At 63.8% G+C, this 21,830-nt stretch carries 35 protein-coding genes; 30 read left to right on the forward strand and 5 right to left on the reverse strand.

The features are described from left to right. Positions 1 to 86: 86 nt before the first annotated feature. Genes SPMU_RS02150 through SPMU_RS02170 form a run of 5 tightly spaced genes read right to left on the reverse strand, consistent with a single transcriptional unit; the run spans position 87 to position 2,156 of the window. Entirely contained in the window at positions 87 to 317 is a 231-nt protein-coding gene (locus SPMU_RS02150; protein WP_088331493.1) for a DUF4170 domain-containing protein, read from the reverse strand. Positions 318 to 357: 40 nt separating this feature from the next. Beyond that, a complete protein-coding gene (locus SPMU_RS02155) occupies positions 358 to 840 on the reverse strand; it encodes a DUF883 family protein (RefSeq protein WP_088331494.1) in 483 nt (160 codons plus the stop codon). Between the two features lie 4 nt (positions 841 to 844). Further along, positions 845 to 1,201 (reverse strand): DUF3618 domain-containing protein, encoded by a 357-nt coding sequence (locus tag SPMU_RS02160; protein WP_088331495.1) that lies wholly within the window; start codon positions 1,199 to 1,201, stop codon positions 845 to 847. Beyond that, complete coding sequence (locus SPMU_RS02165) at positions 1,198 to 1,539, reverse strand: phage holin family protein (protein WP_088331497.1); 342 nt, start codon at positions 1,537 to 1,539, stop codon at positions 1,198 to 1,200. Before SPMU_RS02165 ends, SPMU_RS02160 begins: the two co-directional genes overlap by 4 nt. A gap of 5 nt (positions 1,540 to 1,544) precedes the next feature. After that, entirely contained in the window at positions 1,545 to 2,156 is a 612-nt protein-coding gene (locus SPMU_RS02170) for a hypothetical protein (protein WP_088331499.1), read from the reverse strand. A 132-nt stretch (positions 2,157 to 2,288) separates the two neighbouring features. Between SPMU_RS02170 and eno the strand changes: the two genes are divergently transcribed. The 30 genes from eno (at position 2,289) to rplO (ending at position 21,774) form a co-directional block, all read left to right on the forward strand. Beyond that, positions 2,289 to 3,569 (forward strand): phosphopyruvate hydratase, encoded by a 1,281-nt coding sequence (eno, locus tag SPMU_RS02175; protein ID WP_088331501.1) that lies wholly within the window; start codon positions 2,289 to 2,291, stop codon positions 3,567 to 3,569. 116 nt (positions 3,570 to 3,685) lie between these two features. After that, a complete protein-coding gene (locus tag SPMU_RS02180; protein ID WP_088333104.1) occupies positions 3,686 to 3,928 on the forward strand; it encodes an FtsB family cell division protein in 243 nt (80 codons plus the stop codon). Positions 3,929 to 4,009: 81 nt separating this feature from the next. Beyond that, positions 4,010 to 4,480, forward strand: coding sequence for an MAPEG family protein (locus tag SPMU_RS02185; protein WP_088331503.1), 471 nt, complete (start codon positions 4,010 to 4,012; stop codon positions 4,478 to 4,480). A gap of 5 nt (positions 4,481 to 4,485) precedes the next feature. Then, positions 4,486 to 5,727, forward strand: coding sequence for a Xaa-Pro dipeptidase (locus SPMU_RS02190; RefSeq protein ID WP_088331505.1), 1,242 nt, complete (start codon positions 4,486 to 4,488; stop codon positions 5,725 to 5,727). Between the two features lie 86 nt (positions 5,728 to 5,813). After that, entirely contained in the window at positions 5,814 to 6,809 is a 996-nt protein-coding gene (locus SPMU_RS02195; RefSeq protein ID WP_088333105.1) for an alpha/beta fold hydrolase, read from the forward strand. A 229-nt stretch (positions 6,810 to 7,038) separates the two neighbouring features. Beyond that, the gene (gene rpsL / locus SPMU_RS02200) at positions 7,039 to 7,410 is read left to right on the forward strand and encodes a 30S ribosomal protein S12 (protein WP_029936467.1); all 372 of its coding nucleotides are present in this window, start codon (positions 7,039 to 7,041) and stop codon (positions 7,408 to 7,410) included. Between the two features lie 78 nt (positions 7,411 to 7,488). Next, positions 7,489 to 7,959 (forward strand): 30S ribosomal protein S7, encoded by a 471-nt coding sequence (gene rpsG, locus SPMU_RS02205; protein WP_088331508.1) that lies wholly within the window; start codon positions 7,489 to 7,491, stop codon positions 7,957 to 7,959. A gap of 98 nt (positions 7,960 to 8,057) precedes the next feature. Then, on the forward strand, positions 8,058 to 10,151 hold the full coding sequence (gene fusA, locus SPMU_RS02210) for an elongation factor G (protein ID WP_088331510.1): 2,094 nt from the start codon (positions 8,058 to 8,060) through the stop codon (positions 10,149 to 10,151). Between the two features lie 131 nt (positions 10,152 to 10,282). Then, positions 10,283 to 11,479, forward strand: a complete 1,197-nt coding sequence (gene tuf, locus SPMU_RS02215) for an elongation factor Tu (RefSeq protein WP_088331512.1) — start codon at positions 10,283 to 10,285, stop codon at positions 11,477 to 11,479. 171 nt (positions 11,480 to 11,650) lie between these two features. After that, complete coding sequence (gene rpsJ / locus SPMU_RS02220) at positions 11,651 to 11,959, forward strand: 30S ribosomal protein S10 (protein ID WP_088331514.1); 309 nt, start codon at positions 11,651 to 11,653, stop codon at positions 11,957 to 11,959. A gap of 318 nt (positions 11,960 to 12,277) precedes the next feature. After that, entirely contained in the window at positions 12,278 to 13,012 is a 735-nt protein-coding gene (gene rplC, locus SPMU_RS02225; protein ID WP_088331516.1) for a 50S ribosomal protein L3, read from the forward strand. A 2-nt stretch (positions 13,013 to 13,014) separates the two neighbouring features. Then, positions 13,015 to 13,629: a 50S ribosomal protein L4 gene (gene rplD, locus SPMU_RS02230; RefSeq protein WP_088331518.1), complete on the forward strand. Its 615-nt coding sequence runs from the start codon at positions 13,015 to 13,017 to the stop codon at positions 13,627 to 13,629. Next, on the forward strand, positions 13,622 to 13,939 hold the full coding sequence (locus SPMU_RS02235) for a 50S ribosomal protein L23 (protein ID WP_088331520.1): 318 nt from the start codon (positions 13,622 to 13,624) through the stop codon (positions 13,937 to 13,939). The genes rplD and SPMU_RS02235 overlap by 8 nt, the downstream gene beginning before the upstream one ends. Position 13,940: 1 nt before the next feature. After that, positions 13,941 to 14,774 (forward strand): 50S ribosomal protein L2, encoded by an 834-nt coding sequence (gene rplB / locus SPMU_RS02240; RefSeq protein WP_088331522.1) that lies wholly within the window; start codon positions 13,941 to 13,943, stop codon positions 14,772 to 14,774. Beyond that, positions 14,774 to 15,052: a 30S ribosomal protein S19 gene (gene rpsS, locus SPMU_RS02245; protein WP_088331524.1), complete on the forward strand. Its 279-nt coding sequence runs from the start codon at positions 14,774 to 14,776 to the stop codon at positions 15,050 to 15,052. Before rplB ends, rpsS begins: the two co-directional genes overlap by 1 nt. Next, complete coding sequence (gene rplV, locus SPMU_RS02250; RefSeq protein ID WP_088331526.1) at positions 15,052 to 15,429, forward strand: 50S ribosomal protein L22; 378 nt, start codon at positions 15,052 to 15,054, stop codon at positions 15,427 to 15,429. Before rpsS ends, rplV begins: the two co-directional genes overlap by 1 nt. Next, the gene (gene rpsC / locus SPMU_RS02255) at positions 15,429 to 16,136 is read left to right on the forward strand and encodes a 30S ribosomal protein S3 (protein ID WP_088331528.1); all 708 of its coding nucleotides are present in this window, start codon (positions 15,429 to 15,431) and stop codon (positions 16,134 to 16,136) included. The genes rplV and rpsC overlap by 1 nt, the downstream gene beginning before the upstream one ends. A gap of 12 nt (positions 16,137 to 16,148) precedes the next feature. Then, positions 16,149 to 16,583 (forward strand): 50S ribosomal protein L16, encoded by a 435-nt coding sequence (gene rplP, locus SPMU_RS02260; protein WP_088331530.1) that lies wholly within the window; start codon positions 16,149 to 16,151, stop codon positions 16,581 to 16,583. 1 nt (position 16,584) lies between these two features. Then, entirely contained in the window at positions 16,585 to 16,788 is a 204-nt protein-coding gene (rpmC, locus tag SPMU_RS02265; RefSeq protein WP_066776776.1) for a 50S ribosomal protein L29, read from the forward strand. A gap of 13 nt (positions 16,789 to 16,801) precedes the next feature. After that, entirely contained in the window at positions 16,802 to 17,086 is a 285-nt protein-coding gene (rpsQ, locus tag SPMU_RS02270; protein ID WP_088331532.1) for a 30S ribosomal protein S17, read from the forward strand. 250 nt (positions 17,087 to 17,336) lie between these two features. Further along, the gene (gene rplN, locus SPMU_RS02275; protein ID WP_017979484.1) at positions 17,337 to 17,705 is read left to right on the forward strand and encodes a 50S ribosomal protein L14; all 369 of its coding nucleotides are present in this window, start codon (positions 17,337 to 17,339) and stop codon (positions 17,703 to 17,705) included. Continuing rightward, positions 17,705 to 18,022 (forward strand): 50S ribosomal protein L24, encoded by a 318-nt coding sequence (gene rplX / locus SPMU_RS02280; RefSeq protein ID WP_066776767.1) that lies wholly within the window; start codon positions 17,705 to 17,707, stop codon positions 18,020 to 18,022. The genes rplN and rplX overlap by 1 nt, the downstream gene beginning before the upstream one ends. Further along, positions 18,015 to 18,599 (forward strand): 50S ribosomal protein L5, encoded by a 585-nt coding sequence (rplE, locus tag SPMU_RS02285; RefSeq protein ID WP_088331534.1) that lies wholly within the window; start codon positions 18,015 to 18,017, stop codon positions 18,597 to 18,599. Before rplX ends, rplE begins: the two co-directional genes overlap by 8 nt. A 38-nt stretch (positions 18,600 to 18,637) precedes the next feature. Further along, positions 18,638 to 18,943, forward strand: a complete 306-nt coding sequence (rpsN, locus tag SPMU_RS02290) for a 30S ribosomal protein S14 (protein ID WP_088331536.1) — start codon at positions 18,638 to 18,640, stop codon at positions 18,941 to 18,943. A gap of 10 nt (positions 18,944 to 18,953) precedes the next feature. Then, positions 18,954 to 19,349: a 30S ribosomal protein S8 gene (gene rpsH / locus SPMU_RS02295; RefSeq protein ID WP_066776755.1), complete on the forward strand. Its 396-nt coding sequence runs from the start codon at positions 18,954 to 18,956 to the stop codon at positions 19,347 to 19,349. Continuing rightward, positions 19,349 to 19,882 (forward strand): 50S ribosomal protein L6, encoded by a 534-nt coding sequence (rplF, locus tag SPMU_RS02300; RefSeq protein WP_088331538.1) that lies wholly within the window; start codon positions 19,349 to 19,351, stop codon positions 19,880 to 19,882. Before rpsH ends, rplF begins: the two co-directional genes overlap by 1 nt. Beyond that, on the forward strand, positions 19,879 to 20,232 hold the full coding sequence (rplR, locus tag SPMU_RS02305) for a 50S ribosomal protein L18 (RefSeq protein WP_088331540.1): 354 nt from the start codon (positions 19,879 to 19,881) through the stop codon (positions 20,230 to 20,232). Before rplF ends, rplR begins: the two co-directional genes overlap by 4 nt. Positions 20,233 to 20,235: 3 nt before the next feature. Next, entirely contained in the window at positions 20,236 to 20,958 is a 723-nt protein-coding gene (gene rpsE / locus SPMU_RS02310; protein ID WP_088331542.1) for a 30S ribosomal protein S5, read from the forward strand. A gap of 6 nt (positions 20,959 to 20,964) precedes the next feature. Further along, positions 20,965 to 21,141 carry a 50S ribosomal protein L30 gene (gene rpmD / locus SPMU_RS02315; RefSeq protein WP_088331544.1) on the forward strand — a complete coding sequence of 59 codons (177 nt, stop codon included), beginning with the start codon at positions 20,965 to 20,967 and terminating at the stop codon, positions 21,139 to 21,141. A 93-nt stretch (positions 21,142 to 21,234) separates the two neighbouring features. After that, the gene (gene rplO / locus SPMU_RS02320) at positions 21,235 to 21,774 is read left to right on the forward strand and encodes a 50S ribosomal protein L15 (protein ID WP_088331546.1); all 540 of its coding nucleotides are present in this window, start codon (positions 21,235 to 21,237) and stop codon (positions 21,772 to 21,774) included. Positions 21,775 to 21,830: the final 56 nt, after the last annotated feature.

A 21,830-nucleotide genomic window follows, 5' to 3' on the forward strand; every position in this document is an offset into this window, starting at 1 on the left:
CATAAAGTCGATCCCGGCCAGTGCCAGGATCGACCGTCAAGTGGTCTGATCAGCGCGCCCGCGACCTCTGTCGCGAACGGCGGTTCTTACTCGCCGGCCGGCTTCAGCAGGTCCGGTTCGAGCAAGCGGTGCAGGTGCACCACGACATATTTCATTTCGGCATCATCCACGGTGCGCTGAGCGGCAGCGCGCCATGCCTTTTCGGCCGAAGCGAAGTCGGGGAAGACACCGACGATATCGATCGATTTCAGATCGGCGAAATCCAGGGTGCGGGGGTCGGAGACCCGGCCGCCAAAGACGAGGTGAAGCTTGCTCATAGCGGCTCCTTTATCGTCTAGGCGTCCGGGTTTGAACCCATCAATGCGTCGTTTTGATCTGTTCGCGGCCGGCCTCTGCGGCAGCGGTGCCGGCGTGGGTTGCGGCATTTGCCACGCCCTGAAGCAGCGACTTCGCTTGTTCGCGGGCGCCATCCTTGGTCAGCCCCAGCTCTTCGAGCTCACCGCGCCCGGCTTCCTTGGCTGCTGCGAGGGCAGCAACGGCAGCAAGGCCGATCTTCTTGCCGGCGGGCGCCAGCAGCTGCTTCTCGCGCTCGCCGCGCGGGACCAGCGCGCCGACAAGTGCACCTAGGGCCAGGCCGCCGGCAAGGACGCCAAGCGGATTGCTTTCGACGAAGTCACCAGCCTGGTGGGCTGCGTCACGCACCGCTTCCCGCGACGTGCCCGCCGTTTCACCAGCACGGGCGACGGCGTTCTCGTAGGCATGGCTTGCGCGATCACGCAGCGTTTCGTGCTGATCGTTGCCGTCGGTTTTGTTCGCGGTCTCGTTACGGGCGTCAGTCATTTGTTTATCCTCTCGGCCGCTCAGGCCAGTCACCAGGGATAGAACGCGCTAGCTGCGCGGCGGTTTCGGCATCACGCGAGCGCTTGCGGGAAAGGGCGGTGGCGATCCTTCGGCGGGTGAGCCAGGCGATTGTCAGCGCCACTGCCCAAACGATACGGTCCGGATGAGCGCGCGCGCGCTGCACCCCAGTTCGCAGCGCCCGCTCTCCGCTTTCCTGAAGGTTCTCGACCGCGTCGCGGGCTACAACGCGCGGATCCAGGCGCGCTTGCAACGTGGCGACGCTGTTGCTCAACTTCTGTCGAGCAGCAGCGGCGCGCTCCTCCGCCAGCGTGACGGTTGCTGCCTGTGGGTCCGTGCTCAAGATGCGGCCTTTCTGGTCAGCTGCGCCTTGCCCATGAGGCCGAGAATTCCGGCGATCACCAGAACGCCAACCACGACTGCCAGCGTGGCCCAGCCAGGCCCGATCAGCGTGGCAAGCGTCATGATCAGGCCGACGAGCAACGCGATCAACGCGGCCAAGGCAAGCACTCCGGCGGCGCCGAAATACACCGCCGCCCACTTGTAACGGGTGGCGGCAAAGGCAGCGCGCGCCTTGACCAGCGCGATCTCAGCTTGCGCCGCCTCTCGCGCGTCACCGGCAAGCTGCGAGACAAGCTGGCCAATGCCGGCCTCTTCCGCGCCGGCTCTTTCCAGCAACATCGGGGTTACGCCTCGTCGCGGTTATCAAGTCCGGCAGATACAAGGCGCGCCGCTGCAAAGCCGATCGCTGCGGCGATGCCGAGCGCTGCGGTGGGGCTCTTGCGAACGAGATCGCGGGCATCGTCGAGCAGATCCTCGACGCTGCGATCGTTCAGCGAGGAGGAAAAGCCCTGCACTTGCTCGGCGGCATTGCGGGCATATTGGCCATATTGCTCGCCGAGCTTCTCGTCGACCTGGCCGGCGGCGTCATTCAGCATCGCCACGATCTGGTCGAGCGCGCCGGTGGCCTTGGCCTTGCCCTGATCGGCGAAAGTGCGGGCGCGATCTCCGGCCTCGCCCTTCAGCTTCACGATACCGTCGCTGATCGCCTGGCGCGGGGATGCCGAAGCGCCGCTGTCCTTGTTCCCTTGCTGCTCGTCGTCAGCCTTACCCTTCTGCGCGTTTGCGCCGCCTTTGGGGGCGTCTGCCGTTGTCGGGCTCGCCAGCGGATCGCCAGCATCGCTGTCCATGCCCTTCAGCGGGTCGCTCGGCTGAAGGGCGTCCGTCGCCGCGAAGGGATCAGCGATCACCGGCGCGACGTCTTGATCGTTTGTCGGCTTGTTGTTTTCGTCAGCCATTGGGGAATCCTTCCTTGATCGATCGGAGAACCCCGAGGCGCGCACCGAGGTTCCATCCTGAATTGCCGCGGCGTTCAGGGCTCGTTATCGGGCAGGGCGAACCCGTCCTCGCCATCGTAGAAGGATCGTTACGTGACCGCAATCATCGACCTGCAAGGCCGCCAGATCATCGACAGCCGGGGCAATCCCACGGTGGAAGTTGACGTGTTCCTTGAGGATGGCAGCTTTGGTCGCGCCGCCGTGCCGTCGGGCGCGTCGACAGGCGCCCACGAAGCGGTCGAGAAGCGCGATGGCGACAAGAGCCGCTGGCTAGGCAAGGGCGTGGACAACGCCGTTGAGGCGGTGAACGGTGAAATCGCCGATACCATCCGCGGCCTGGAAGCCGAGGACCAGATCGAGATCGATGCTGCGCTCATCGAGCTGGACGGCACCGAGAACAAGGGCCGGCTGGGCGCCAATGCCATCCTGGGCGTCAGTCTTGCCGTGGCAAAGGCTGCGGCGGATTCGCGTGGGCTGCCGCTCTATCGCTATGTCGGCGGGGTGGGCGCACATGTGCTTCCGGTCCCCATGATGAATATCATCAATGGCGGCGAACACGCTGACAACCCGATCGATTTCCAGGAATTCATGATCATGCCAGTGGGTGCGGACAGCATCCTGGAGGCAGTTCGCTGCGGATCGGAAATCTTCCACACGCTGAAAAAGGGCCTGCATGAAAAGGGCCTGGCGACGGCAGTCGGCGACGAGGGTGGCTTTGCGCCGAACCTCGCCAGCACGACGGACGCGCTCGACTTCATCATGCAGTCGATCGAAAAGGCGGGCTATACGCCGGGTGACGACGTGATGCTGGCGCTCGATTGCGCGGCCACGGAATTTTTCAAGGATGGCAAGTACGTCATCTCGGGCGAGGGATTGACCCTGGAGCCCGGGGCCATGGCCGATTACCTCGCCGATCTCGTCGCGCGCTATCCGATCCTTTCGATCGAAGACGGCATGGCCGAAGACGATTTCGAAGGTTGGAAGGCGCTGACGGATGCCGTGGGCAGCAAGGTGCAGCTTGTCGGCGACGATCTGTTCGTCACCAATCCGGCGCGCTTGCGCGACGGGATTTCCCGCGGGCTCGCCAACTCCTTGCTCGTGAAGGTCAACCAGATCGGCACGCTTAGCGAAACGCTGGAAGCGATCCGGGTGGCCGAGCGGGCTGGCTACACTGCGGTGATGAGCCATCGCTCGGGCGAGACGGAGGATTCGACCATCGCCGACCTCGCCGTCGCCACCAATTGCGGGCAGATCAAGACGGGCAGCCTGGCGCGCTCCGACCGGCTCGCCAAGTACAATCAGCTGATCCGCATCGAGGAAGAGCTTGGCACGGTTGCCGCTTATGCTGGCCGGGATGTGCTTCGTTCGCGGTGAAACCGCTTGAATTGACGAAGGCTTTCGGCGAAAATCAGCCGGTGAGCCGCCGTAAGCCTTCGTCACTTTCCGCTGTCCTGAAGCGCGCTGCGTGGCCAGCGGCTGCGCTGCTCGTGATGGCGTTCTTCGGCGGCTATGCGGTGCTCGGTGCCAACGGGCTTCTGGCCTATGGCGACTATAAGCGTCTGGTCGCCAAGCGAGAGCTTCATTACGCCGCGCTTGATCAGAAGCGCGAGCTGCTCCGCAACCGCGTAGCGCTGCTGGATCCCCGGCATGCCAATCCGGACATGGTGGACGAGCTGGTGCGCCGCGAGTTGAACGTCGCGCATCCCGACGAGGTCATTGTTCCCCTGAAGTAGTCCGGTCGCTTGACCGCTTAGGCTTTTCTCCGCCAGCAAAGCACGCCATGCTGCGCTGCCTGGTGCAAGGGGGAGGGGCGAATGGCAGTGATTGAGCTACTGTGGCCGACCTTCGCGTTAGTCGCTCTGGTCTTCGTGGTCTGGTTCACCTTGTTCGTCCAGCGCATCCGTCACATGCGCCATAGCCCGCCGCGCCCGGCGGATTTCGCCGACGGAGAGGCTGCGCGTCGCTATTTCCTGCCGGTCGAGATGCCGGCGAACAATCTCGCCAATCTGTTCGAGATGCCGGTGCTCTATTTCGCGCTGGTGCCGCTGCTGATCCTGACGGGTCAGGCGAACTATGTGCAGGTGACGCTCGCCTGGCTGTTTGTTTTTTCACGATCTATCCACAGTTTTATCCACATCGGACCGAAGAAGGTGCAATGGCGCTTTCTTGCCTATCTCGTCTCCGTCGCGTTTCTGATGGCGATGTGGGTCGGGTTCTTGATCGACATGGCCAGTGTCGCGCGTGAACAGCACCGCGTCATGGTTGCCTTGGGGGGTGTTCTTTGAAGTCCATGTTGCTTGCCGCTGCCGCCATTCTGACGGCCGTTCCCGCCGGCGCCGAAACGGTGGTCATCACGGCCGCTCGGATGCTTGACGTCGACAAGGGACGGATCGTCGAGCGGCCGGTCATCACCGTCACGGATGGGCGGATCACCGCCATCGGCGGGGCGGCGCCTGCCGGCGCGACGCAGCTCGATCTCGGCGACGTGACGCTCGTGCCCGGGCTGATCGACATGCACGTCCATCTTGACAGCACGCCGCTATATGGCGGCTACACCGGGCTTCAGTTCACCGACAATTTCTGGGCCGCCCAGGGAGTAGGCAATGCCGCAGCGATGCTGCGCGCCGGCTTCACCACCGTGCGCAATGTCGGGTCGGAGAATTACAACGATGTCGCCTACAAGCAGGCGATCGAGGAAGGGCTGATGGTCGGGCCCCGGATCGTGCCCGCAGCGCATGCCCTGGGCGCGACTGGCGGGCATTGCGACAGCACCTTCTTCCCGCCCTCCTTCGATCAGCATGGCAAGGCAGTCGGCGATACGCCCGATCAACTTCGCTTCCGGGTACGCGAGCAGCGCAAATATGGCGCGGAGGTGATCAAGGTTTGCGCGACCGGCGGTGTCTTCAGCCGCAACACCGAGCCTGGTCAGCAGCAGCTCTCCGAAGCGGAGCTGAAGGGCATCGCCGATGAGGCGCATCAATGGGGCCTGAAGACGGCCGCCCATGCGCATGGCGCGGCCGGGATCAAGGCGGCGATTCGCGCCGGCATCGACACGATCGAGCACGCCAGCCTGATCGACGACGAGGGCATCCGCCTCGCCAAGGAGCGCGGCACCTACCTGTCCATGGATATCTACAATACCGATTATACCCAGGCCGAAGGCGCGAAGAACGGCGTTCTGGAAGACAATCTGCGCAAGGACCGCGAGGTGGCGCAGATCCAGCGCGACAATTTCCGCAAGGCCACTGCCGCCGGCGTGAACATGGTGTTCGGGACGGACGCCGGCGTGATGCCGCACAAGGATGCGGCCAAGCAGTTCCGGATCATGGTCCAATACGGGATGACACCGCTTCAGGCGATCCGCGCCGCCACGGTCACGGCAGCGGATGCGCTTGGCCGCAGCAAGGATGTCGGCGCGATCACGGTGGGTCGTTTTGGTGACATGGTGGCCGTTTCCGGTGATCCACTGGCCGACGTGACGGTTCTCGAACGCCCGGCTGCCGTCATCAAGGGCGGCACCCGCGTAAACTGATGTGGCGCGCTATCTGCACAACAGCGATGGTGTCGGGGACGAAACAAAGTTAACGGCGGTCATCTTCAACCGGGGGGAAGATGGCAATGCAGGGCGGAAAGGCGATCGGGGCGCTCACGGCAGCGGCCGCGCTGATGGGCGCGGCCCACGATGAGCACAATCTTGGGCCGAACCTAGAACGCTTCACTTATCCATGGCCGGTGCAGACCATGACCGTGGATGTGGTCGGCGAACCGGCCAGCATGGCGTTCATGGATATCGCCGCGGAGCGTCCGAACGGGCGCACCGTTGTTTTGCTTCACGGCAAGAACTTCTGCGGCGCGACCTGGGCGTCCAGTGCACGCGCGCTGAGCCGTTCCGGCTACCGCGTGATCGTTCCTGACCAGATCGGCTTCTGCAAATCGTCCAAGCCGCGCGCCACGCAATACAGCTTTGCGATGCTGTCGCAGAACACGCGCCGCCTGCTGGTTTCGCGCGGGGTGAGCCGGGCAACATTGGTTGGCCACTCGATGGGGGGCATGCTGGCGATGCGTTACGCCATCATGTTCCCGGAGGCGGTGGACCGACTCGTGCTGGTCAACCCGCTGGGCCTAGTCGATCGTTCGGAGGAGGGCGTGCCTTACGTCGACGTTGACGCACTCTGGGCGGCCGAGCGGAAGACCAGCTATGCGTCGATCAAGGCGTACCAGCAGGCGAACTACTATCACGGTACGTGGAAGCCGGCCTACGATCGCTGGGTCTGGATGCAGGCGGGCATGTATGGCGGCGCGGGTCGTGACACGGTCGCGCTCGCCCAGGCGAAAACGAGCGAGATGATTCGCACCCAGCCGGTGGTTCACGAATTATACCGCCTCAAGCCGCCGACGACGGTGATTGTCGGCACGCTGGATCGCACCGCGTTCGGGCGCGGCCAGGCGCCGGCGTCGCTTCAGCAGTTCCTGAAAGCCATTCCGCAGCTCGCGCCCGATGCCGTGCGCAAGATGCCAAACGGCGCCTTGATCCGCATGGAAGGGCTCGGCCATTCACCGCAAGTCGAAGATCCGGCGCGGTTCGAGAAGCTGTTGCTCGAAACCGTGCGCTGACGATCGCGCCGGGGGAGGGTTGCCGCCCGCGCCGGCATTGACCGCGGGCGGCTCCATGCGTATAGCCGCGCCCGTTCGTGCCGGGTCTGACCCGTCGCGCGCAAGCTTGAACATTGCTGGATGCTTAGAGGACCCGGGTGGCTTTATGCGGCCGCCCCACGGTCCTTTTCGTATTCCAAGTGCTGTCAGGGCTCCAGCAAAGTAACCTATACGAAAGGTGAAGGCTTCAATGCCGACGATCAACCAGCTGGTCCGCAAGGGCCGCGAACCGCAGAAGGCCAAGAGCAAGGTCCCTGCGATGGAGCAGAACCCGCAGAAGCGCGGCGTTTGCACCCGTGTCTACACGACGACCCCGAAGAAGCCGAACTCGGCATTGCGCAAGGTGGCCAAGGTTCGCCTGACCAACCAGCGCGAAGTCATCAGCTACATCCCGGGCGAAGGCCACAACCTGCAGGAGCACTCGGTGGTGCTGATCCGCGGCGGCCGTGTGCGCGACCTTCCGGGCGTGCGCTACCACGTGCTGCGCGGCGTTCTCGACACGCAGGGCGTGAAGGACCGTCGTCAGTCCCGTTCCAAGTACGGCGCCAAGCGTCCGAAGTAAGCCGATCGGCGCCAGCCGGCATGGGCCGGATCACTGGCACCTCGATCACCAGGCTGAAGTTTAGAAGGAAGATACCAGATGGCTCGTCGTCGTCGTCCCGAGAAGCGGGAAATCCTGCCTGATCCCGTTTACGGGGATGAGGTTCTGTCCAAGTTCATGAATTCCGTCATGATGGACGGAAAGAAGTCCGTCGCGGAAGGCATCGTCTATTCCGCGCTCACCACCGTTGAGACCCGCGCCAAGCGCGACCCGCTCGGCGTGTTCCATGATGCGCTGAACAACATCAAGCCGGGCATCGAAGTCCGTTCGCGCCGCGTCGGTGGTGCGACGTACCAGGTGCCGGTTGAGGTTCGTCCGGAGCGCGCGCAGGCGCTGGCGATCCGCTGGCTGATCACCGCGGCACGCGGCCGCAGCGAGAACACGATGGACGCGCGTCTGTCGGGTGAGCTGCTTGACGCTTCCAACAACCGCGGCAACGCGGTGAAGAAGCGCGAAGACACGCACCGCATGGCCGAAGCGAACCGCGCCTTCAGCCACTACCGCTGGTAATGGCCGCGGCTTCCGTCTTGGAAGCGCAACGCACCTGAACTATATCGTGGGGAGCCGGCCATGGGCCTGCTCCCCACATCGCTAAGGAAAGCCCGACCATGGCCCGCAGCCATCCGCTCGAACTCTATCGCAACATCGGCATCATGGCGCACATCGATGCCGGCAAGACGACGACGACCGAGCGCATCCTTTATTACACCGGCAAGTCCTACAAGATCGGCGAAGTGCACGAAGGCACCGCGACGATGGATTGGATGGAGCAGGAGCAGGAGCGCGGCATCACGATCACGTCGGCTGCCACGACCTGCAAGTGGAAGGCCGAAGAGGGCAATGGCCCTGAGCATCTGATCAACATCATCGACACGCCGGGCCACGTCGACTTCACGATCGAAGTCGAGCGTTCGCTGCGCGTGCTCGACGGCGCGGTTGCGTGCTTCGACGGCGTTGCCGGCGTTGAGCCGCAGTCGGAGACGGTGTGGCGCCAGGCCGACAAGTACGGCGTGCCGCGGATGTGCTTCGTCAACAAGCTCGACCGTACCGGTGCCGATTTCTACTTCTGCGTGCAGTCGATCATCGATCGCCTGGGCGCGAAGCCGGCCGTGCTGTATTTGCCGATCGGCATGGAAGGCGGCTTCAAGGGTCTCGTCGACCTGGTCGAGAACCGTGCGATCATCTGGCTTGAAGAGTCGCTGGGCGCGAAGTTCGAGTATCAGCCGATCCCCGACGACCTCGCGGAGAAGGCGGCGAAGTATCGCAGCGACCTCATCGAGATGGCCGTCGAGCAAGACGACGACCTGATGGAGGCCTATCTCGAGGGCAACGAGCCGTCGACGGCCGACCTCAAGAAGCTGATCCGTAAGGGCACGCTGAACATGGCGTTCGTGCCGGTGGTGTGCGGCTCCGCGTTCAAGAACAAGGGCGTGCAGCCCCTGCTCGACGCCGTGGTCGACTATCTGCCGAGCCCGCTCGACGTTCCTGCGATCAAGGGCGTGAAGCTCGACGGCGAAACGCCGGATGAGCGCCCGTCCTCGGACGAAGCACCGTTCTCGGCGCTGGCGTTCAAGATCATGAACGACCCGTTCGTCGGCTCGCTTACCTTTGCCCGCATCTACTCGGGCGTCCTCACCAAGGGCGGTTACCTGAACTCGGTGAAGGACAAGAAGGAAAAGATCGGCCGTATGCTCCTGATGCACGCGAACTCGCGTGAGGACATCGAAGAAGCACGCGCTGGCGACATCGTCGCGATCGCGGGCCTCAAGGAGACCACGACCGGCGACACGCTTTGCGATCCGGCGCACCCGATCATTCTGGAGCGCATGGAATTCCCCGAGCCCGTGATCGAGCTGTCGGTGGAGCCGAAGACCAAGGCCGACCAGGAAAAGATGGGCATCGCGCTTAATCGCCTTGCGGCCGAGGATCCTTCGTTCCGCGTGTCGACCGATCACGAATCGGGCCAGACGATCATCAAGGGGATGGGCGAGCTTCACCTCGAGATCCTCGTCGATCGCATGAAGCGTGAGTTCAAGGTCGAGGCGAACGTCGGTGCGCCGCAGGTGGCCTATCGCGAGTATCTGAAGAAGCCGGTCGATATCGACTACACCCACAAGAAGCAGTCGGGCGGCACTGGCCAGTTCGGCCGCGTCAAGGTGAAGTTGACGCCGGGCGAGCGCGGTGCTGGCATCGTCTTCAAGGATGAGATCAAGGGCGGCAACATCCCGCGCGAGTACATCCCGGCGATTGAAAAGGGCTTCCGTGAGACGGCTGCGACCGGCTCGCTGGTTGGCTTCCCGATCATCGATTTCGACATCGTTCTGTATGACGGCGCGTACCACGACGTCGACTCGTCGGCGCTGGCGTTCGAAATCACGGCACGCGGCGCTATGCGTGAAGCGGCTCAGAAGGCCGGCATCACGCTGCTCGAGCCGGTGATGAAGGTCGAGGTGGTGACGCCCGAGGATTACCTCGGCGACGTCATCGGCGACATGAACTCGCGTCGTGGCCAGATCCAGGGCACCGACACGCGCGGCAACGCGCAGGCGGTGACCGCGATGGTGCCGCTGGCGAACATGTTCGGCTACGTGAACTCGCTGCGCTCGTTCACGCAGGGCCGCGCCAGCTACTCGATGCAGTTCTCGCACTATGACGAAGTGCCGCAGAACGTTGCTGACGAAGTGAAGGCCAAGATGGCCTGACCCGTTTCTCCGCCATCTGACATGGTCAGGTGGCGGAGAGGGTTTGCGAAACCGCAATTCAGCCGTTATGGGGCCGCCTTCACGGCGAGTCCTCGTGCGGCTCAAGTGGAAATCCAGAAGGTAGGACAACAATGGCTAAGGCTAAGTTTGAGCGGACCAAGCCGCACCTGAACATCGGCACCATCGGTCACGTCGACCATGGCAAGACCTCGCTGACCGCAGCGATCACCAAGGTTCTCGCTGAGAACGTCGCTGGCAACGCAGCGGTTGACTTCGCGAACATCGACAAGGCGCCGGAAGAGCGCGAGCGCGGCATCACCATCTCGACCGCACACGTCGAGTATGAGACGGCCAACCGTCACTACGCGCACGTCGATTGCCCCGGCCACGCTGACTATGTGAAGAACATGATCACCGGCGCGGCGCAGATGGACGGCGCGATCCTCGTCGTGTCCGCAACCGACGGCCCGATGCCGCAGACCCGCGAGCACATCCTGCTCGCCCGTCAGGTCGGCGTGCCGGCGATGGTCGTGTTCATGAACAAGGTCGACCTGGTCGACGACGAGGAAATCCTCGAGCTCGTCGAGCTGGAAATCCGCGAGCTGCTCTCGTCGTACGACTTCCCGGGCGATGACATCCCCGTCATCAAGGGTTCGGCGACCTGCGCACTGTCGGGTTCGGACCAGAAGCTGGGCACCGACGCCGTCATGGAGCTGATGCAGGCCGTTGACGATTACATCCCGCAGCCCGAGCGTCCGCTCGACAAGCCGTTCATGATGCCGATCGAAGACGTGTTCTCGATCTCGGGTCGTGGTACGGTTGTCACCGGCCGTGTCGAGACCGGTATCGTGAAGGTGGGTGAGGAAGTCGAGATCGTCGGCATCCACCCGGAAGTCCGCAAGACCACCGTCACGGGCGTCGAAATGTTCCGCAAGCTGCTCGACCAGGGCCAGGCTGGCGACAACGTCGGCGCACTGATCCGTGGTGTTGCACGCGACGAAGTCGAGCGTGGCCAGGTGCTCTGCAAGCCGGGCTCGATCAAGCCGCACACCGACTTCTCGTCGGAAGTGTACGTGCTGTCGAAGGAAGAGGGTGGCCGTCACACGCCGTTCTTCGCCAACTACCGTCCGCAGTTCTACTTCCGTACCACGGACGTGACCGGCACTGTCGAGCTGCCTGAGGGCACCGAGATGGTGATGCCGGGCGACAACGTCGCTCTGGGCATCAAGCTGATCGCACCGATCGCTATGGACGTGGGCCAGCGCTTCACGATCCGCGAGGGTGGTCGTACCGTCGGCGCGGGCGTCGTCAGCGCGATCTCCAAGTAAGATCTTTCCCTAAGATCTGCGGTTCGCCGCAAAGCTGCCGCCCGGCGCGCCATTCGGTGTGCCGGGCGGTTGCCTTTTTATGAAGGCATGGCTATTGGCCGCGCCTTCGACAGATTCACAAACAGCAAGAGCCACGTTCACGTGGCCCGCTCTTTCGCATCGGTAGGGATTATGGACAGCAACATCCGCATTCGCCTGAAGGCGTTCGATCATCGTGTGCTCGACCAGGCGACCGGCGACATCGCCGAGACCGCCCGACGTACCGGTGCCCTCATTCGCGGTCCGATCCCGCTTCCGACGCGTATCGAGAAGTTCACGGTCAACCGTGGCCCGCACGTCGACAAGAAGAGCCGCGAGCAGTTCGAGGTCCGCACCTACAAGCGCATGCTCGACATCGTGCAGCCAACCCCGCAGACCGTTGACGCGCTGATGAAGCTCGATCTCGCCGCGGGCGTTGACGTCGAGATCAAGCTGGCGTAATGGCCTGCATCCCGCGGTTGACGTGAGTCCCGCGGGTTTGTCGTTTTCCGTGGTGAGGAAACGGTTGGGACGCCCAAGGGGCCCCTGACAAGCAAGAGATACCGCCAGCCACTCCGGTGGCTGGGACAGCGTCTCCCGTCTGCTTCTTTCGAGAGGCAACCAGCCCGGGACGGGGGCGCGCTTCGCATATTCCGGGCTGATGGGTTCCCGTCAAAGTAGTACTTTGATGGGTGCCCGAAACTGATCGGTCCTTTCAGGGCCGGTCACAAGCACCTTGGGGATGGGCCTCAGGGTGCCTCTGTTGAGGAGCTACGGATCATGCGTACCGGCGTGATCGCGAAGAAGATGGGCATGACCCGCCTGTTCCAGGATGATGGCCGCCACGTGCCGGTCACCGTCCTGCAGCTGGAAGGGCTTCAGGTCGTCTCTCGCCGCGAAACAGATCGTGACGGCTACACCGCCGTCCAGCTTGGTGCAGGCGTCGCCAAGGCAAAGAATGTTGCCAAGCCGCAGCGCGGCCACTTCGGCAAGGCCGAAGTCGAGCCCAAGGCGGTCGTCCATGAATTCCGCGTCAGCGAGGACAATCTCCTCGACGTTGGTGCGGAAATCTCGGCCGATCACTTCGTGGCTGGCCAGTTCGTCGATATCCAGGGTCGTACCCAGGGTAAGGGTTTCGCCGGCGCCATGAAGCGCTGGAACTTCGGCGGTCTGCGCGCGACGCACGGCGTCTCGGTTTCGCACCGTTCGCACGGTTCGACCGGTAACCGCCAAGATCCGGGCCGCGTCTTCAAGAACAAGAAGATGGCCGGTCACATGGGCGACAAGAACCGCACCCAGCAGAACCTCGAGATCGTCGGCACCGACGTCGAGCGCGGCCTCATCTTCGTCAAGGGCTCGGTCCCTGGCTCGAAGGGCGGCTGGCTGTTCGTCAAGGACGCCGTGAAGCTGAAGCCGCATGCCGACGCTCCGCGTCCGGCCGGCCTGAAGGCTGCCAATAGCAACAACGCAGCGGCTGCTCCGGCAACCGAAGCGACCGACGGCCAGGAGGGCTGAACGTGAAGGTCAAGGTTTCCTCCTTCGCCGGGAATGAAGCGTCGGACGTCGAGCTGTCGGACGAGGTCTTCGGCCTCGAGCCGCGCGCCGACATCCTGCACCGCGTCGTTACCTGGCAGCTCGAGAAGCGTCGCGGCACTGCCCGTGGCACGCGCGAGCGTTCGGACGTCGCCCGCTCGGGCAAGAAGCTCGGTCGCCAGAAGGGCGGCGGTGTGGCGCGTCACGGCGATCGCCGCGCTCCCATCTTCGTTGGCGGTGGTAAGGCACACGGCGCCCGCGTTCGTGACTTCAATCCGGGCCTGAACAAGAAGGTTCGTGCGCTTGGTCTCAAGATGGCTCTGTCGAGCCATGCAAAGGCCGGCTCGCTGATCGTTCTTGATGGCTTCGAGGTCCAGAAGACCAAGGAGCTCAAGGGTCACTTCGCGACGCTGAACGTCGGCAAGCGTACGCTTGTGATCGACGGCGACACGGCCGAGGGCTTCCGCGCCGGCTACAACCTGCCGGGCGTGGACATGCTCCCGGCGGTTGGCGCGAACGTCTATGACATCATCAAGGCCGATACGCTGGTGCTGACCCGCGCTGCGGTCGAGAAGCTGGAGGCGCGCTTCAATGGCTAAGCAGCAGCAGAAGGCGATCGACAACCGTCACTATGACGTGATCGTCGCGCCGCACATCACCGAGAAGTCGACCCTTCTCTCCGAGCAGAACGCCGTGGTGTTCAAGGTGGCGCCGGGCGCCTCCAAGCCGGAGATCAAGGCGGCGGTGGAAGCGATCTTCGACGTCAACGTCGTCGGCGTGAACACCATCGTTCAGAAGGGCAAGACGAAGCGCTGGAAGGGCAAGCCCTATTTCCGGTCGGACATGAAGAAGGCGATCGTCACGCTCAAGGAAGGGCAGTCGATCGACGTCACCGAGGGGGCCAAGTAAGATGGCACTCAAGCATTATAATCCGACCAGCCCCGCGATGCGCGGGCTGGTCCTCATCGACCGCTCCGGCCTGCACAAGGGCGCGCCCGTCAAGGCGCTGACCGAGGGCAAGCGCAAGTCGGGTGGCCGCAACAACAAGGGCCATGTGACCAGCCGCGGCATCGCGGGCGGCCACAAGCAGAAGTATCGCTACATCGACTTCAAGCGTCGCAAGTGGGACGCCGAAGCGACCGTGGAGCGGATCGAATATGATCCGAACCGCACGGCGTTCATCGCGCTGGTCAGCTATGCCGATGGCGAGCAGGCGTACATCATTGCGCCGCAGCGCCTTGGTGTTGGTGACAAGATCGTCGCCGCCAAGAAGACCGACGTGAAGCCGGGCAACGCCATGGAGCTGGGCCAGGTGCCGGTCGGCACCATCGTCCACAACGTGGAGATGAAGCCGGGCAAGGGCGGTCAGATCGCGCGTTCGGCCGGCACGTATGTGCAGGTCGTCGGCCGTGATCGCGGACTGGTGATCGTTCGCCTGAACTCGGGCGAGCAGCGCTACATCCGCAGCGAGTGCATGGCCACGGTTGGCGCGGTGTCGAACCCGGACAACCAGAACCAGAACTTCGGCAAGGCGGGTCGCAGCCGCTGGATGGGCAAGCGTCCGCTTACCCGTGGCGTCGCGAAGAACCCGGTCGACCACCCGCACGGCGGCGGTGAAGGCCGCACCTCGGGCGGCCGCCACCCGGTCACCCCGTGGGGCAAGCCGACGAAGGGTGCGCGCACCCGCCACAACAAGGCGACGGACAAGATGATCATCCGCAGCCGTCACGCGAGGAAGAAGTAATGGCTCGCTCCGTCTGGAAGGGTCCGTTCGTGGACCTTCATCTGCTGAAGAAGGCAGAGGTGGCGCAGGATCAGGGCACCCGCGCAGGTCCGATCAAGACCTGGTCGCGTCGTTCGACGATCCTTCCGCAGTTCGTCGGTCTGACGTTCAGCGTCTACAACGGCCGCAAGTTCGTGCCGGTGTCGGTGAACGAAGACATGGTCGGCATGAAGCTGGGTGAGTTTGCGCCGACGCGCTACTTCCCGGGTCACGCCGCTGACAAGAAGGGCAAGCGCTGATGAGCAAGCCTAAGTCTCCCCGCAAGGTCGACGACAAGTCGGCGCTGTCGGTCGGCACGCAGATCCGCGGCTCGGCGCAGAAGCTGGGCCTGGTCGCGGCGCTGATCCGCGGCAAGAAGGCCGGCGACGCGATGAACATCCTGGCCTTCTCCAAGAAGGGCATGGCGGTTGATGCGCGCAAGGTTCTCGCCTCCGCGATCGCCAATGCCGAAAACAACCACAACCTCGATGTTGACGCGCTTGTCGTCGCCGAGGCGTCGGTCGGCAAGTCGATCACCATGAAGCGGTTCGCAACGCGCGGCCGCGGCAAGTCCACCCGCATCCTGAAGCCGTTCTCGCGGCTGCGGATCGTCGTGCGCGAGCAGGAAGAAGCCTAATGGGTCATAAGAGCAACCCGATCGGTCTGCGCCTGCAGATCAACCGCACCTGGGACAGCCGCTGGTACGCCGACGGCGCGGACTATGGTCGCCTGCTGCTGGAGGATCTCAAGATCCGCCAGTACATCATGAAGACGCTGCCGCAGGCGGCGATCTCCAAGGTGGTGATCGAGCGTCCGGCCAAGCTGTGCCGTATTTCGATCTTCGCCGCACGCCCGGGCGTGATCATCGGCAAGAAGGGCTCGGACATCGAGAAGCTGCGCAAGGCGCTTGGCGCGATGACCAGCTCGGACGTGTCGCTGAACATCGTCGAAATCCGCAAGCCGGAAGTCGATGCGAAGCTCGTGGCGCAGGGCATTGCCGATCAGCTGGAGCGCCGTATCGCGTTCCGCCGTGCCATGAAGCGTGCGGTGCAGTCGGCGATGCGTCTGGGTGCCGATGGCATCCGCGTCGCTTGCGGCGGCCGTCTCGGCGGCGCCGAGATCGCGCGTTCGGAAAGCTATCGCGAAGGCCGTGTTCCGCTGCACACTCTGCGTGCGAACATGGATTATGCCGAGGCTCAGGCCCACACCGCTTATGGCGTGTGCGGCGTCAAGGTCTGGATCTTCAAGGGCGAGATTCTCGGCCATGATCCGACGGCGACCGATCGCCTGATGATGGAGGCTCAGACCTCCGGCGTGCGCCCTGCGCGCGATGACCGCCGCTAAGGAGTAGAAGAAGTGCTGCAACCAAAGCGCACCAAGTTCCGCAAGGCGTTCAAGGGCCGCATCAGCGGCGACGCCAAGGGCGGCACCGCGCTCAACTTCGGGTCCTATGGCCTGAAGGCGATGGAGCCGGAGCGCATCACCGCGCGTCAGATCGAGGCGGCTCGCCGCGCGATCACGCGTCACATCAAGCGTCAGGGTCGTCTCTGGATCCGCGTGTTCCCGGATCTGCCCGTGTCGGGCAAGCCGGCCGAAGTCCGCATGGGCTCGGGTAAGGGCTCGCCGGAATTCTGGGCAGCGCGGGTAAAGCCGGGCCGCATTCTGTTCGAGCTGGACGGTGTTCCGGGGCCGCTCGCTGCCGAGGCGTTTGAGCGCGCGGCAATGAAGCTCCCCATCAAGACCAAGGTCGTGGCGCGCCTCGGCGACACGTCGCACCTCGGAGGCGAGTGAGATGGCTAACAAGACCGATTTCAACGGGCAGTCGGACGATCAACTGTCCGAACAGCTGGGCAACCTGAAGCGGGAGCAGTTCAACCTGCGCTTCCAGGCGGCGACCAACCAGCTCGAGAAGCCGAGCCGCGTGCGCGAGGTCCGCAAGGACATCGCTCGCATCAAGACCCTGCAGGCGCAGCGTTCCGCTGCCGCCGGCAAGTAAGAGGACCAAGCACATGCCAAAGCGCGTGCTGACCGGGCTGGTCGTTTCCGACAAGGGCGACAAGACGATCGTGGTGAATGTCGAGCGCAAGGTGAAGCACCCGCTCTACGGCAAGATCATCCGTCGCTCGAAGAAGTATCACGCCCATGACGAGGCGAACGAGTACAAGCAGGGCGAAACCGTGCGGATCGAAGAGACCGCGCCGATCTCCAAGCTGAAGACCTGGAAGGTCGTCGATCGGGTGAACACCCATGCGACGCCGGAGCGGGTCGAGATCGACGAGCCGGCCTCGGCGTAAGCCGCAGGCCCGGGTCGAAGACCAGGGCGCTTTTGTCAGTATCGGCCAGGGTCCGGGTAATGCCGGAGACCAGTCGAGGGGCAAGGGCGATCGAGAGCAGATGAGGGTAGGGCCCTGAGGGGCATTGCCTTTTGTCTGTGGAGCGGCTACCGGGCCGCTCCCCCTGGGCGCGGTTTACCGCGGCCGGGGTCATTTTTTTAAGGCGGGGCTGGGTCGGTATCCACCCCATCAGCGAGAAGGAAGCGGATCAATGATCCAGATGCAGTCCAATCTCGACGTCGCTGACAACAGCGGCGCGAAGCGGGTTCAGTGCATCAAGGTGCTTGGTGGTTCCAAGCGCCGCACGGCCAGCGTCGGCGACATCATTGTCGTGTCGATCAAGGAAGCTCAGCCGCGTGGCAAGGTGAAGAAGGGTGACGTGCATCGCGCGGTCATCGTGCGCACCGCCAAGGACATTCACCGTGCGGACGGTTCGACCATCCGTTTCGACGGCAACGCCGCCGTGCTGGTCAACAAGAACGAGGAGCCGATCGGCACCCGTATTTTTGGCCCGGTGGTGCGTGAACTTCGTGGCAAGAAGCACATGAAGATCATCAGCCTTGCGCCGGAGGTGCTGTAATGGCCGCCGCAAAGATCAAGAAGGGTGACCAGGTCATCGTTCTGTCCGGCAAGGACAAGGGCAAAACGGGCACCGTGACCGCCGCCATGCCGAAGGACGGCAAGGTTGTCGTCGCCGGCGTGAACGTGGCGACCCGTCACACCAAGCCGTCGCAGATGAACCCGCAGGGCGGCCTCAATCGCTTCGAAGCGCCGCTGCACATCTCGAAGGTCGCGCACGTGACCGCCGATGGCAAGCCGACGCGCGTCCGTTTCGAGACGCAGGACGGCAAGAAGGTCCGCGTTGCGGTCAAGACCGGGGAGAAGATCGATGGCTGATGGCTACACGCCCCGCCTGCGCAAGCTGTACGACGAGACCATCGCAAAGGCGATGATCGAGAAGTTCGGCTACAAGAACGCGCTCGAGATTCCGCGGATCGAGAAGATCGTGCTCAACATGGGCGTCGGTGAGGCGACCCAGGACAAGAAGCGCGTCGAGCAGGCCGCCTCCGAAATGGAGCTGATCGCTGGCCAGAAGCCGGTGATCACCAAGGCGAAGAAGTCGATCGCGCAGTTCAAGCTGCGTGAAGGCATGCCGATCGGCGTGAAGGTAACGCTGCGTCGCGAGCGCATGTACGAGTTCCTCGACCGCTTCATCACGATCGCTCTCCCGCGCGTCCGCGACTTCCGCGGCCTGAACCCGAAGAGCTTCGATGGACGCGGCAACTACGCCTGCGGCCTGAAGGAACAGATCGTGTTCCCGGAGATCAACTATGACCGCATCGACAAGGTGCGTGGCATGGACGTGATCGTCACCACTTCTGCCAAGACCGACGACGAAGCGCGCGAGCTGCTGCGTCTGTTCGGCTTCCCGTTCCCGCGGGATGAGGCAGACGAAGAGAAGAAGGCGGCGTGAGCCCCTTGGCAACGAATTGAACGAGAGAGCTTAAGTCCATGGCGAAACTGAGTTCCGTGAACAAGAACGAGCGTCGCAAGAAGCTCGTAAAGCAATATGCCCCGAAGTGGGCGAAGCTGAAGGCTACGGCGAACGACACGTCGCTCGACGAGACCGAGCGTCTCATCGCGCGCCTCAAGATGGCCGAACTTCCGCGCAATTCGAACCCGACCCGCGTCCGCAATCGGTGCGAGATCACCGGCCGGCCGCGCGCTTACTATCGCAAGTTCCGTCTTGCCCGCGTGATGCTGCGCGATCTGGCCAACAAGGGCCTGATCCCCGGTCTGACGAAGTCGAGCTGGTAAGGACACCAAGATGGCAGTGACCGATCCCCTGGGTGACCTGCTCACCCGCATCCGCAACGGCCAGCGCGCACGCAAGGACAGCGTCGTGTCGCCGGCTTCCAAGCTGCGGACCCGTGTGCTCGACGTGCTTCAGCGCGAAGGCTACATCCGTGGTTATAGCGAGGAAGATCTGGGCCCCGTGAAGGGCGTCCGGATCGAGCTCAAGTATTTCGAGGGCCAGCCGGCGATCAAGCATGTCGCCCGCGTCTCGAAGCCTGGCCGCCGCATCTACAGCGGGTCGCAAGACCTGCCGCGCGTGATGAACGGCCTTGGCATCACCATCGTCTCGACGCCACGCGGCGTGCTTTCCGATGCGGAAGCGCGTGAGCAGAACGTCGGCGGCGAAGTGCTGGCGGAGGTGTTCTGATGAGCCGCATCGGTAAAAAGGCGGTTCCGGTTCCGGCCGGTGTGACTGCCACGATCGAAGGCAAGCAGATGACGGTGAAGGGGCCCAAGGGCACCCTCGGCCTCGCGCTGCGCGACGAGATCAAGTACACGGTCGAGGACGGTGGCATCTCGGTGCAGCCGGCGAACGACTCCAAGCAGGCGCGCGCTTTCTGGGGCATGCAGCGTACCATGGTGCAGAACCTGGTAACGGGCGTGACCGATGGCTTCACCAAGAAGCTGCTGATCACCGGCGTCGGTTATCGTGCTTCGGCGCAGGGTCGCAAGCTCAAGCTCCAGCTTGGCTACAGCCATGATGTCGACATCGACGTGCCCGAAGGCCTGGAGGTGAAGACCCCGGATCAGACTACGGTCGAGATTTCGGGCGCCGACAAGCAGAAGGTTGGCCAGCTGGCCGCCGAGATCCGCCGCTGGCGCAAGCCCGAGCCGTACAAGGGCAAGGGCATCAAGTACGACGGCGAGTTCATCTTCCGTAAGGAAGGAAAGAAGAAGTGACCAAGGGCCTTTCCCTTTTCGAAAAGCGGCGTCGCCGCAACCGTACGGCGCTTCGTGCGCGCAGCGGTGGTCGTCCGCGGTTGTCCGTTCACCGGTCGGGCAAGCACATCTATGCTCAGGTGATCGACGACGCGCAGGGCCGCACGGTCGCTGCAGCCTCGACGCTCCAGGGCCACGAGGGTGCTGCGACGTCGAACGTCGATGCTGCTTCTGCCGTTGGCAAGCGCATCGCCGAGGCGGCCAAGGCTGCTGGCGTCACGCAGGTCGTGTTCGATCGCGGCGGCTTCCTCTTTCACGGCCGAGTGAAGGCGCTGGCGGAAGCCGCGCGTGAAGCCGGACTGGAGTTCTAAGACATGGCTGACGAGAACAACACCGAGGTCCAGTCGGCGCCTGCCCCTGAGGCGAATGCCGGTGCTGCTGAGGCTCCACGTGGCCGTGGCGGCCGTGGTGGTCGTGGCGGTGGCGGCGATCGTGGCGGTCGTGGTGGACGTGATGGCGGCCGTGGCCGTCGTGACGACCGCAACCGTGACGAGGGTGGCGAAGAGCTGATCGAGAAGCTCGTGCACATCAACCGCGTCTCCAAGACGGTAAAGGGCGGTAAGCGCTTCGGCTTCGCGGCGCTGGTCGTCGTCGGCGATGGCAAGGGCCGGGTTGGCTTTGGTCACGGCAAGGCACGCGAAGTGCCGGAGGCGATCTCCAAGGCAACGGCTGCTGCCAAGAAGGCGATGGTCCGCGTTCCGCTGAAGGAAGGGCGTACGCTCCACCACGACGGCAACGGCCACTTCGGTGCCGGCCGCGTGACGGTTCGTTCGGCGCCGCAGGGCACTGGCATCATCGCAGGTGGTCCGATGCGCGCCATCTTCGAATCGCTCGGCGTTGCCGACGTGGTGACGAAGTCGATCGGCACGTCCAACCCGTACAACATGATCCGCGCCACCTTTGAGGCGCTGGGCACGCAGACTTCGCCGAAGTCTGTTGCGCAGCGGCGCGGCAAGAAGATCGCCGACCTGCTCGGTCGCGGCCATGGCGCGGATGCGCAGATGGCTGCTGCCGAAGCCGCGGCCGTCACGGAGTAAGCGGACATGGCAACCATCAAGGTCAAGCAGATCGGTTCGCCGATCCGCCGTACCAAGGATCAGCGCGCAACGCTGATCGGTCTCGGCCTCAACAAGATGCACCGCGTGTCGGAGCTTCAGGATTCTCCTGAGATCCGCGGCATGATCCGTAAGGTGCAGCACATGGTCGAGGTTCAGGACTGATCGTCCTTACCTGACTAGTGACAAATTGCGGGAGGGGGGCTATCGGCCCCCCTTCCTTTATCCAGCGCGAAAACAGCGAAAGCGAGTGCACACATGAAACTGAACGAACTGCGGGACAATGAAGGCGCCCGTCATCGCAAGATCCGCGTCGGTCGCGGCATCGGCTCGGGCAAGGGCAAGACCGGTGGTCGCGGCCAGAAGGGTCAGAAGAGCCGTGAGGGCGTGTCCATCGCGGGCTTCGAAGGCGGCCAGATGCCGCTTCACATGCGTCTGCCGAAGCGTGGCTTCAACAACATCTTCGCCAAGGATTATGCCGAGGTGAACCTGATCGCGATCCAGAAGGCGGTCGACTCGGGCAAGCTGACGGCGACGGACGTCGACCATGCGGCGCTCAAGGCGGCCGGGCTGGCGCGCGGCGGCAAGGACGGTGTTCGTGTCCTCGGCAAGGGCGAACTGACGGCGAAGCTGAACTTCACCGTTGCTGGCGTTTCCGCTGGCGCGCGCGAAGCGATCGAGAAGGCGGGCGGCTCCGTCTCGGTAATCGAGGTTGTTCCAGCTGGCGAGAAGGCCGCTGCCAAGAAGGGCAAGACTCGCGAAGTGCGCCTCGCCAAGAAGGCCGCAGCAAGCAAGTGAGCGCAGCTGCCCTCGGTTGATCCGGGGGCAAGCGCCAGCCGCTCGCGGTTCGGCTT

This window comes from Sphingomonas mucosissima, from assembly GCF_002197665.1.
In the GTDB taxonomy this organism is placed as follows: Bacteria; Pseudomonadota; Alphaproteobacteria; order Sphingomonadales; family Sphingomonadaceae; genus Sphingomonas; species Sphingomonas mucosissima.

What these genes read in the sequence shown, in the direction of transcription:
- SPMU_RS02180 (WP_088333104.1), top strand. Translation starts at nt 3,686, where the DNA reads ATGGCGTTCTTCGGCGGCTATGCGGTGCTCGGTGCCAACGGGCTTCTG.
- rpsG (WP_088331508.1), top strand. Translation starts at nt 7,489, where the DNA reads ATGGCTCGTCGTCGTCGTCCCGAGAAGCGGGAAATCCTGCCTGATCCC.
- rplX (WP_066776767.1), top strand. Translation starts at nt 17,705, where the DNA reads ATGGCCGCCGCAAAGATCAAGAAGGGTGACCAGGTCATCGTTCTGTCC.
- rplV (WP_088331526.1), top strand. Translation starts at nt 15,052, where the DNA reads ATGAGCAAGCCTAAGTCTCCCCGCAAGGTCGACGACAAGTCGGCGCTG.
- SPMU_RS02155 (WP_088331494.1), bottom strand. Translation starts at nt 840, where the DNA reads ATGACTGACGCCCGTAACGAGACCGCGAACAAAACCGACGGCAACGAT.
- rpsL (WP_029936467.1), top strand. Translation starts at nt 7,039, where the DNA reads ATGCCGACGATCAACCAGCTGGTCCGCAAGGGCCGCGAACCGCAGAAG.
- rpmC (WP_066776776.1), top strand. Translation starts at nt 16,585, where the DNA reads ATGGCTAACAAGACCGATTTCAACGGGCAGTCGGACGATCAACTGTCC.
- SPMU_RS02235 (WP_088331520.1), top strand. Translation starts at nt 13,622, where the DNA reads ATGGCTAAGCAGCAGCAGAAGGCGATCGACAACCGTCACTATGACGTG.
- rplO (WP_088331546.1), top strand. Translation starts at nt 21,235, where the DNA reads ATGAAACTGAACGAACTGCGGGACAATGAAGGCGCCCGTCATCGCAAG.
- rpsC (WP_088331528.1), top strand. Translation starts at nt 15,429, where the DNA reads ATGGGTCATAAGAGCAACCCGATCGGTCTGCGCCTGCAGATCAACCGC.
- fusA (WP_088331510.1), top strand. Translation starts at nt 8,058, where the DNA reads ATGGCCCGCAGCCATCCGCTCGAACTCTATCGCAACATCGGCATCATG.
- rplC (WP_088331516.1), top strand. Translation starts at nt 12,278, where the DNA reads ATGCGTACCGGCGTGATCGCGAAGAAGATGGGCATGACCCGCCTGTTC.
- rpmD (WP_088331544.1), top strand. Translation starts at nt 20,965, where the DNA reads ATGGCAACCATCAAGGTCAAGCAGATCGGTTCGCCGATCCGCCGTACC.
- rpsH (WP_066776755.1), top strand. Translation starts at nt 18,954, where the DNA reads ATGGCAGTGACCGATCCCCTGGGTGACCTGCTCACCCGCATCCGCAAC.
- rpsJ (WP_088331514.1), top strand. Translation starts at nt 11,651, where the DNA reads ATGGACAGCAACATCCGCATTCGCCTGAAGGCGTTCGATCATCGTGTG.
- rpsS (WP_088331524.1), top strand. Translation starts at nt 14,774, where the DNA reads ATGGCTCGCTCCGTCTGGAAGGGTCCGTTCGTGGACCTTCATCTGCTG.
- rpsQ (WP_088331532.1), top strand. Translation starts at nt 16,802, where the DNA reads ATGCCAAAGCGCGTGCTGACCGGGCTGGTCGTTTCCGACAAGGGCGAC.
- SPMU_RS02165 (WP_088331497.1), bottom strand. Translation starts at nt 1,539, where the DNA reads ATGTTGCTGGAAAGAGCCGGCGCGGAAGAGGCCGGCATTGGCCAGCTT.
- SPMU_RS02170 (WP_088331499.1), bottom strand. Translation starts at nt 2,156, where the DNA reads ATGGCTGACGAAAACAACAAGCCGACAAACGATCAAGACGTCGCGCCG.
- rpsE (WP_088331542.1), top strand. Translation starts at nt 20,236, where the DNA reads ATGGCTGACGAGAACAACACCGAGGTCCAGTCGGCGCCTGCCCCTGAG.
- SPMU_RS02190 (WP_088331505.1), top strand. Translation starts at nt 4,486, where the DNA reads ATGTTGCTTGCCGCTGCCGCCATTCTGACGGCCGTTCCCGCCGGCGCC.
- SPMU_RS02185 (WP_088331503.1), top strand. Translation starts at nt 4,010, where the DNA reads ATGGCAGTGATTGAGCTACTGTGGCCGACCTTCGCGTTAGTCGCTCTG.
- SPMU_RS02195 (WP_088333105.1), top strand. Translation starts at nt 5,814, where the DNA reads ATGCAGGGCGGAAAGGCGATCGGGGCGCTCACGGCAGCGGCCGCGCTG.
- rpsN (WP_088331536.1), top strand. Translation starts at nt 18,638, where the DNA reads ATGGCGAAACTGAGTTCCGTGAACAAGAACGAGCGTCGCAAGAAGCTC.
- SPMU_RS02150 (WP_088331493.1), bottom strand. Translation starts at nt 317, where the DNA reads ATGAGCAAGCTTCACCTCGTCTTTGGCGGCCGGGTCTCCGACCCCCGC.
- rplN (WP_017979484.1), top strand. Translation starts at nt 17,337, where the DNA reads ATGATCCAGATGCAGTCCAATCTCGACGTCGCTGACAACAGCGGCGCG.
- rplE (WP_088331534.1), top strand. Translation starts at nt 18,015, where the DNA reads ATGGCTGATGGCTACACGCCCCGCCTGCGCAAGCTGTACGACGAGACC.
- rplF (WP_088331538.1), top strand. Translation starts at nt 19,349, where the DNA reads ATGAGCCGCATCGGTAAAAAGGCGGTTCCGGTTCCGGCCGGTGTGACT.
- tuf (WP_088331512.1), top strand. Translation starts at nt 10,283, where the DNA reads ATGGCTAAGGCTAAGTTTGAGCGGACCAAGCCGCACCTGAACATCGGC.
- rplB (WP_088331522.1), top strand. Translation starts at nt 13,941, where the DNA reads ATGGCACTCAAGCATTATAATCCGACCAGCCCCGCGATGCGCGGGCTG.